The sequence below is a fragment of the Xenorhabdus siamensis genome (assembly GCF_037996745.1).
Taxonomy (GTDB): Bacteria; Pseudomonadota; Gammaproteobacteria; order Enterobacterales; family Enterobacteriaceae; genus Xenorhabdus; species Xenorhabdus indica.
This window is the reverse complement of record NZ_JBBMXE010000007.1, coordinates 220167-228545: the sequence shown is the minus strand read 5'-3', so window position 1 is coordinate 228545 and position 8379 is coordinate 220167. Positions and strand designations below refer to the sequence as shown.

The 8379-nt window shown below is 42.7% G+C and carries 5 protein-coding genes; 1 reads left to right on the top strand and 4 read right to left on the bottom strand.

The genetic code is table 11. From position 1 onward, the window contains the following. Positions 1–8 precede the first annotated feature (8 nt). From AAC852_RS07820 to AAC852_RS07805, 4 genes are read right to left on the bottom strand one after another with little or no spacing between them, the layout of a single operon-like run. Positions 9–1790, bottom strand: coding sequence for an ABC transporter ATP-binding protein (locus AAC852_RS07820; protein ID WP_340620552.1), 1782 nt, complete (start codon positions 1788–1790; stop codon positions 9–11). Further along, positions 1777–3591 (bottom strand): ABC transporter ATP-binding protein, encoded by a 1815-nt coding sequence (locus AAC852_RS07815; RefSeq protein WP_340620551.1) that lies wholly within the window; start codon positions 3589–3591, stop codon positions 1777–1779. Before AAC852_RS07815 ends, AAC852_RS07820 begins: the two co-directional genes overlap by 14 nt. Further along, positions 3581–4828 (bottom strand): MFS transporter, encoded by a 1248-nt coding sequence (locus AAC852_RS07810; protein WP_340620550.1) that lies wholly within the window; start codon positions 4826–4828, stop codon positions 3581–3583. Before AAC852_RS07810 ends, AAC852_RS07815 begins: the two co-directional genes overlap by 11 nt. Further along, a complete protein-coding gene (locus AAC852_RS07805) occupies positions 4825–6822 on the bottom strand; it encodes a TonB-dependent receptor (protein WP_340620549.1) in 1998 nt (665 codons plus the stop codon). The genes AAC852_RS07810 and AAC852_RS07805 overlap by 4 nt, the downstream gene beginning before the upstream one ends. 296 nt (positions 6823–7118) lie before the next feature. Here AAC852_RS07805 and AAC852_RS07800 point away from each other — a divergent pair, with 296 nt between their 5' ends. After that, positions 7119–8099 carry a helix-turn-helix transcriptional regulator gene (locus tag AAC852_RS07800; RefSeq protein ID WP_340620548.1) on the top strand — a complete coding sequence of 327 codons (981 nt, stop codon included), beginning with the start codon at positions 7119–7121 and terminating at the stop codon, positions 8097–8099. Positions 8100–8379: the final 280 nt, after the last annotated feature.

Here is an 8379-nt window from a genome sequence, read left to right as displayed (position 1 = left end):
GAATATTTCTAGATGGATGTCTCGGATAAATGTTTTGGTTGTAAATGCCAATGCTCTTCTGAACCAAGATGATTTTTCCAGAGAGATTGATAAAGTGGACAACGTTGTAGTAATTCGTCATGGGTCCCACTATCACAAAGGGTTCCATGATCCATTACCAATATTTGATCAGCACGAGTTATCGTGCTTAGCCGATGAGCAATAACAAAGACAGTTTTATTCTCGGTAAGAGAAGAAAATGCTTTTTGTATCAATCGCTCATTTTCAGGATCTAGTGAAGCGGTTGCTTCATCCAGGAATAAAACAGGAGACTGTTTTAAGATTGCGCGAGCGATGGCAAGACGTTGGCGTTCACCACCGGATAATGTACCGCCATCTACACCTAAAAGGGTGTCATATCCTTGTGGCAGAGTCATAATTGTGTCGTGAATATTGGCAAGACGAGCAGCTTGTTCTAATTCCAACTGAGTGGCATTTGGATCGCCCAAACGGAGATTATTTGCGACAGTATCCTGAAATAGTGCGGTTTCCTGAAATACCATTGTGACAGTGTCATACAGTGCTTGAGTTTGGTAATGATGGATGTGATTTCCACCCAGACGAATTTCACCTTTGTCTAGCTGATAGAAAGAAAGCAATAAATAAGCCAGCGTAGATTTACCGCTGCCGCTAGGTCCCACAATGGCGGTCATACTGCCTTGTGGTGCATGAAATGAAACGTTTTGGATAGCGGGTTGATTAGTACCCGGATAACTAAATGAGATGTTGTTAACTTCAACATCATATTGAGCAGGAGCGGCTAATAGCCCAGAGACTTGCGTTTCAACCGCTTCGATCTCGGCAATATGTGTTTCGCCCACTTGTGTTAATGCGGTGACATTGAGCAAGGGAATAATCCCGCGCAAAGGGGTCATCGTGGCAAACAGCAGTAGGATTGTGATGAGCATTTCAGAAAGTGTGAGCGTTTCCGGCGCATGGAAGCGCAGGGCACCAGCCAGTATCCCTACAACCACACTGGTATCAATGACGATGTAGAACAGACTCAATAGTGGTATGCTTTTGAATACTCCTCGGCGGAATGCAATACGCAGTTGTTCAATTTCTTGGTTAAAACGTTGTTCTACCGTTGTGGTCACCGCCGCTGCACGGATAAAGGCCATACCTTGTGCATATTCTACAATCGCTTCGGAGACGCCAGCCATCATAGCAGACCGTCGACGCAAGATTTCATTAAGTTTTTGACGGATCGCGACCAGAATAAGTAATCCAACCATCAATACTAACAGCGCACTGCCAGCTACAATCCAATCGAACCCAAATAAAGCCAGATAAATGAGCCCCAGCATCACAATCTGACAGGTGATTTGTGGAGTAGTATAAGCTGACTGATTTTCCTGCCATTGCACATCCTCGGATAATGTCAGCGCTATTTTTCCAGCACTTAAACGCCGAATTGTCGCGACCGACATATTCACAAGCCGTTGTAACAGAGCGCGCCGGATCTCGATACCCAATCCATAAGCGGCAATGGTGAGTTTACGCAGTGCGCGGGACATAAACGCGAACCGCAACAACAGTAAAATAATCAATAACACCAGAGTGATAAGCGGCAGCATATCAGTGCCACTTTCTTTCAGATAACGATCCTCCAGATGTGTGATAGCCCAAGCTGCGATGGCAAGTTGAGCAATAATTGCAATGGTATCAAGCTGCTTATATAACAAGCCAATGAACCAAACCCGTTGCAGTTTCGGGGACAGATGTTGCTGGAGACGATTAAATAACCCCACGATAATTTACTCCTGTTCCGGTATATTCTCCCCGCCAAGCAGCCCACTGTTTGGCATAGGCACCTTGCTGTGTGATTAATTCATCATGGGTGCCTTGTTCAATGATTTGTCCTTTATCCAAAACCACTATTTGATCAAGATGGCGAATGGTCGGCAGGCGATGGGCAATAACAATCACTGTCTTATCCTGTCCTGTTTGGGTATGACATAGTGCATTGAGTGCTTGTTGCATCTCTTTTTCACACTCTGGATCGGCATAGGCGGTCGCTTCATCCAAGACAAGAATTGGCGCATTTTTCAGGATAGCGGCGGCAACGGCGATACGCTGCTTTTCTCCCACAGACAAGCTGATACCGCTGTTCAGTACTGTGTTGTAACCCTGTGGTAACTTTTGGATAAATTGGTGTGCTTGAGCTGCGATAGCTGCGGCTTCAACCTCAGCTTGGGAAGCATTAGGACAGGCCAAACGTATGTTATTAGCTACCGTATCGTTGAACAGAAATACCCGCTGGAAAACAAAAGAGATGTTATTGCGCAGGGTGAGTTCATCCATATTGCGAACATCAACACCACCAACAGTAATTTTGCCTTGCTGCGGGTCCCAAAGACGAGCAATCAAACTAGCTACTGTGGATTTACCAGAACCACTGGCTCCTACCAGAGCCATTGATCTTCCAGCCGGTACGGAAAAGGAGATGTTATTTAAAGTGTTACCCTGTCCATTTTGATAGGAGAAACTGACATTATGCAAAGTCACATTGTTATCAACAGGTGTGTGGCTCTGAGTACATGGTGCTAGTTCAGGTTGGTTCATTAGCCAGTGATAACGTGTGATTAATGCCTCTTGTTGTTGCAAGCGGGTCATTACGGCGAACATGGAGGAAGCAATATTACCGAACGCCATGGCAGCTAGAATAAAGAAGGTAAATTCAAATATCGAAATTTCTTGTTGGTTAAATAACCAGACTGCCAAAGGGAGTACAAACAGTAAATTGGCGCTGGATAGAACAAAAAATCGGCTGGATTTGACCTGCACTTTTTCGACCCAAACATCGATAATGCGTGTCAGAGCGGTAAATGCTCCTTCGGCACGCTGTAGTGCAATATTGCCGCTTGAATAAGTTTTTACCACGGGGATTGCATTGATAACCTCTCCCATCGTCGAAGCAATGCGATTTTGGGCTGCATAAAAGCGCTGAGTTGTGGTTTGAACTTTCATCTGAATATAGATGAACAGTAAACAAGCGCCTAGGGTTGGAGCGAATGCAGCCAATGCCAGTCGCCAATCGATAGCCAACATGACGCTCAACGCGAGCAGCGGGCCGAACAAGGTTGCTGACATTTCTGGAATAATGTGAGCAATCCCATCCTCGAGTTGTTCGACATCATCTAACATCATCTTTTTGATTTCAGTACTGTCAGTTAGCATAAAGAAGCCCAGAGGAACGGACTTTAATTTATTACTGATATTACGCCGAACATCAGCCTGAACGTCGGCGGCTATTAAATGAGAAACAAACGTTGAAGCGCTAAAAGTCAGCATTGCGGCAAAAGCAGAGCTTAATAATACGACGCCGTAACTCAGGAGTGAGTCATATTGCCCGTCATAGATGGATTGAGTAATTAACCCGGCAACCGCCGCCGGCAAAATTTGCAGGCCAGCGGAAACAATGGCAAGTGCAATAGCTACATAACTCAGAGCACGGTATGGGCGCATCATATTCCACAATGCCTTAAGAACACCGGCATCAGCGGCACGTTGCTCTGGCGAATGCTGGACAGATGAGTCGTTACTGAGCATAGGTGTTTTCCTTTGGTAAATTGTGGCATTTGCGTAGTGTCCAGAATAGGCCAGCGAGGGTGAAGAGTGATGCGAGAGCGAAAAGGGAAGAATAGCCCGCTTTGGTAACAATCAATCCACCGACCATTGAACAGATGATTGCAATGCCCATATCTGCCGATTGCATCAAAGCAAAATCCACACCAGATTGAGTACTTGCTGCCAGAGACATCATCTGAGTGTATAAGGCAACAAATTTGGCCGCAGTGATTAACGTGATGAAGATGTATGCGGCTGAAAGCAAAGATACGGAGGATTCTGGTTGTTGGGCAAGCCAGAAAATCCCCACTAGCACCATGCATTCAAGTAGCATAAAGCTCAGCAGTGTTTGCATGGCGCCTAACTTACGTACTAGAATACCGCCAAACAGGACACCAGATAATCCGGCTAATGCACCGCCGCTGGCGGCAATAATGCCTAGTTGAGTTAAATCGACTCCGCGATCGAACAAAAATGGGGAGAGCATACTGAGTGACAAGCGTGTACCAATCATACATAACAGGATTAAAACTAATGCCTGTTTAACCGGAGTACGGCGAAATGCACTCTTGAGGGATGGCGGGACGGTAGCCTTTGAAACATACGATTCTCTTTTTCCCTGCGTTTTTCGGATGAACAAAATGGGCAAGGACATCAAGAGAATCACTATGGCTAATACGCCTGCACCAATGTGCCATCCATACAGTGAGGTCAGATATAAGAACAGGCCACTACCGATAATAGCTCCCAGGTAACCACCGCCAACCTGCATAACATTGCACCAGGGGCGATGCTGTGGTGATAATCGATCAATGGCTTGACCATCTGTCGTGGTATCTACGACAGTCAGGCAAAGTGTTATCAGAAACAGTATCGCGATAATTAACGGCATATGTTCGGCAGGTTTTGCCAATGACATTAAGCATAAAAGGAGAAAAATCAAAATGTTACCGCAGAGTATGACGCGGCGGGGATTGGTATCCCCTGAACCTGATTTACGATAACGCTCTACAATTGGTGCCCAAAGGAATTTGCATGCCCAAGGTAACATTAGCAGATAAAGTAACCCTATTTTATCCGGTGTTACACCGTGGCTGCGCAGAAACGCAGGCATGCTTTGTAACGTTAACATACCAATAGTGCTTTGGATGGTGTAAACACCAGCCAAAGTCAGAAGCAGTAACGAGACATGACGGGAGCTTGAAATATTGTGCGTCATAATGCAATGCTCACATCCAGCCCAATATTCAAGCCCTTACTCATCATACTGAGCGTATGGCCTTTCGAGAAACTCGAAACACGGTACTTTTTATTGCCCAAGTTTTCGCCATAAAGCTTAATATTGACACCATGAGCCATCTCTAAACTTAATGAGGCGTCATAGAGAGTATATGCACCTTGTTCAAGGGTATTCGCTTCATCAAAGTAGCTTTTTGAATAGTGACGGGCACCAGCATTGGCATAGAGATTTCCTGGCAAAAATGTCTGTTGAATCAGATAGTCGATACCTGCATTAAGCATGATATCTGGAGCATAAGGCAGACGTTTGCCGTTGTAACTTACGCCAGTTATTATATCGGTTGCATGAGTGAAATTTGATTTACCAACGCTACCACCAAGAGAAAATCTGAGCCCCTGCATTGGCTTGATTTGGCTACTCAGCTCAATACCTTTACTTTCTGCTTTTCCGGCATTGCGAATAGATTGCATGCCAATAGGCCCAACATAGATCTGTTTGTCTTTTGAATAGATATAATAAATCGCGCTGTTTAATGTCACGGCATCATCAAAGAATGCGCTATTCCAGCCGAATTCATAATTATCTGAAAGTTCGGTATCGTAAGGTTTTCTATCCTCTGCAGAGGAAATAATGTTATTGAAGCCGCCGGGTTTATAACCTTTCGTGGCAGAAATATAGAAACGGGTATCAGGTGTGAATTGCCAGCCTAAAGTCGCTTTAGGTGTAAATTCATTGTTGGAAACTTGATTATCAAAAGCGTCGATTGCCATCGTGCCAGAACGACCTGCATAGGTTATCTGCGATTTCTCATGTGATAAACGCCCGCCAAGAGTTAGATCCCATTGAGAAGTAAGCGGGAATTTAACCTCACTAAATAGCGCCAGTGATTTTGTCTTAATGGTGTTCAGGGAATCGCTATAGTAACCAGGATAAGCACCAACCAGGTGTTTACTACTTTCATCTGAGAACCAACCACCAAGAACACTGGTTATTCCATTTGAATAGTTGGAATTTAAACGCAATTCTTGGGTGGTGGCATGGTGTTTCTCTTTCCATTTACCTCCGATGAAATTACGGAAAATATCGCGATCCTGATAGGAAGTGACACTGGTTAATGTATTGTTGCCGAAATCATATTCAGCCTTCAGTGCATAACTGTTGACTCGCCGTTTTAAATCAGGAATAGGGCCATCGTACTCTTTCCGACGGAATTGCTCGTCGGTTAAATAGAGCTCTTCATGTGAATTGAGATCTTCGTGAGCAAAGCTAAGTTCAGCACTGAAAGGTGAATCATCCGGTGCGAATGTCAGTTGGCCTTTACCTAACCAAGTTTTACTGGAGTCAATGTTTTTACGATTTGATGCATCAATTTGCCCTGGTTCTTTTACCCAGCGTAGATTCGTACTGCCATAAAGAATGCCTTCGATAAGAGGTGTTGATCCGCTGAATGAACCGCCTTGCTTCAATTTAGAATAATTACCAGATAAGTTAAGCCAAGGGCCTTCTTTAGGGGAACGGGTAACAATATTGATAACTCCCGCTTGGGCATTTCCTCCGTATAAAGTGCCTTGAGGGCCACGTAATAATTCTACGCGTTCTACATTAATTAATTCTTGAGTTAGGAATTGATGATCCTGATGCACACCATCAACATAAATTCGAACAGAAGGTGAATAATAATCAGGTGAACTGATACCCCGAATTGTTGTTGCTGAATAGGTCCGGTTACCGCGAGAGCGAATTTGTAAACCAGGGAAGGCACGCTCAAGATCCTGCACTTGGGTAATCCCTGCTTGCTCAAGTTCTTCGCCAGTTTTAACCAAAATGCTGCCATTAATTTTATTTAATGCTTCTTCCTGTTTGTTAGCCGTCACGATCAAAACGTCTTTTTTCGCTTCAGATGTATGTTCCGCCCAGGCTACGGGTGTAATTAAGCAACATAAGACAGACGCTTTAGCATATTTTTTTTTCATATAAGTACTCGTTATGCCCTTTCAAATCATGTTTTACAAAAATCAGGTATGGTAAAACGAAAAAAATTTATCAGGGAGACTAACGGGAGTAGAAAAATAGGGCTAACGGGATAGGGACAAAAGTAGCGCGATACGTACTATTGATAATGATTATCATTAATGATAAATTGCGTGATATTTACATTATGTGTATATATAAAATAAAAATATAATGAATTTAGCACGCACAATATACTGTTTTTATTGTGTAAATAGCTTTTGAAATGGAATCTGATGCTAATTTTACAGGGGATCTCATGAAGACGATTTATAGCGAGAAATTGTGCATTTTCACTGCTGACCATTGTAATTATACACGTCCACAGGTGATAGAAAATAATATAATTCCTCCGTTACTCACGGAGGAAGTATCTGACGGAATTCATATAAACCGTATTTGTCTCGATCTTAACAAAGATTTAACAGAATATTGTGAAGGGCCGCCAACGGTATCAATTGCTTTTGTTCTAAGTGGTAAAGGAAAAATGGCGATTGAAAAGGGGGATATTTTAGATATTAATCCGGGAACAATGATATTTTTCTATTCACCTAAAAAAACACGAGGTATGAATTTCTTTGGTAGTGGAAAATGGCATATTCTCGATATTCGTTTTTCTCTGAACGAAATTGAAGCTCAGGAATTGCCATCTTTTACCAAATTAGCGACTAGTTTTGAAAAAAATGTTAGTTACAGTAACGTATTAATGATGGCTAGTCCTATCCATCCGCCATTTATGCAGATAGTCAATCAAATAAAAGAATGTCAATTAAATGGTAACGTCCGCAAGGTTTATTTAAAGGCAAAAGCGTTAGAAATTCTCGCGTGTGTGACGGCTCAAGTTTATGATTGCCAATATAATGCGATTAACAGCTTACAGCGTCGTGCTGTTTACAATGCAATAAAAATAATTAATAGCGACTATCATTACCCTTGGACAATAAAATCATTATCAAGAGCAGTAGGTTTGAATGAACGGAAATTAAAAGAGGGGTTCCGAGCGGTTGTTTTTCGTACCTTCCATCAATATCTGGAAAATGTTCGTATGACCACAGCAGAAGATTTATTGAAAAAAGGGATGAGTGTTATTGAAGTTGCTACAGCGGTAGGTTACTCCAGTCCAAGCCATTTTTCTAAACGTTTTCGGCAACATTATTTGATCAATCCGAAAGCATGGCAGGCGAAATATGCTGTGAATCATACAATAATGACAGAATATATTGCAGTAGGAAGTCAATAGAAGAATAGAAGGTTTGATCATGACAACAATTTGTTGATTGATATTATAGTACTCTCATACGGAAACTGTTTAAGTTTAATAAAACAAATTCTCCTTTAAAGGCCAGTAACTAGTAATAAAAAGCAAAGCATGCAAGTTCAGAGCTCCAGTCGGAAAGAAAATTGTAAGATAGCCAAAGATTATGATCGTGAACTCTGTTGGCTCCGGCATCTGGTTGAAAGTGCTGGTATGGCAGCCTGATATGCAAAAATAATGTATTTTTCCTGCGGCTGTAGTAATA

Coding starts and splice junctions, on each gene's coding strand:
- AAC852_RS07800 (WP_340620548.1), top strand. CDS start 7,119: ATGAAGACGATTTATAGCGAGAAATTGTGCATTTTCACTGCTGACCAT.
- AAC852_RS07805 (WP_340620549.1), bottom strand. CDS start 6,822: ATGAAAAAAAAATATGCTAAAGCGTCTGTCTTATGTTGCTTAATTACA.
- AAC852_RS07815 (WP_340620551.1), bottom strand. CDS start 3,591: ATGCTCAGTAACGACTCATCTGTCCAGCATTCGCCAGAGCAACGTGCC.
- AAC852_RS07810 (WP_340620550.1), bottom strand. CDS start 4,828: ATGACGCACAATATTTCAAGCTCCCGTCATGTCTCGTTACTGCTTCTG.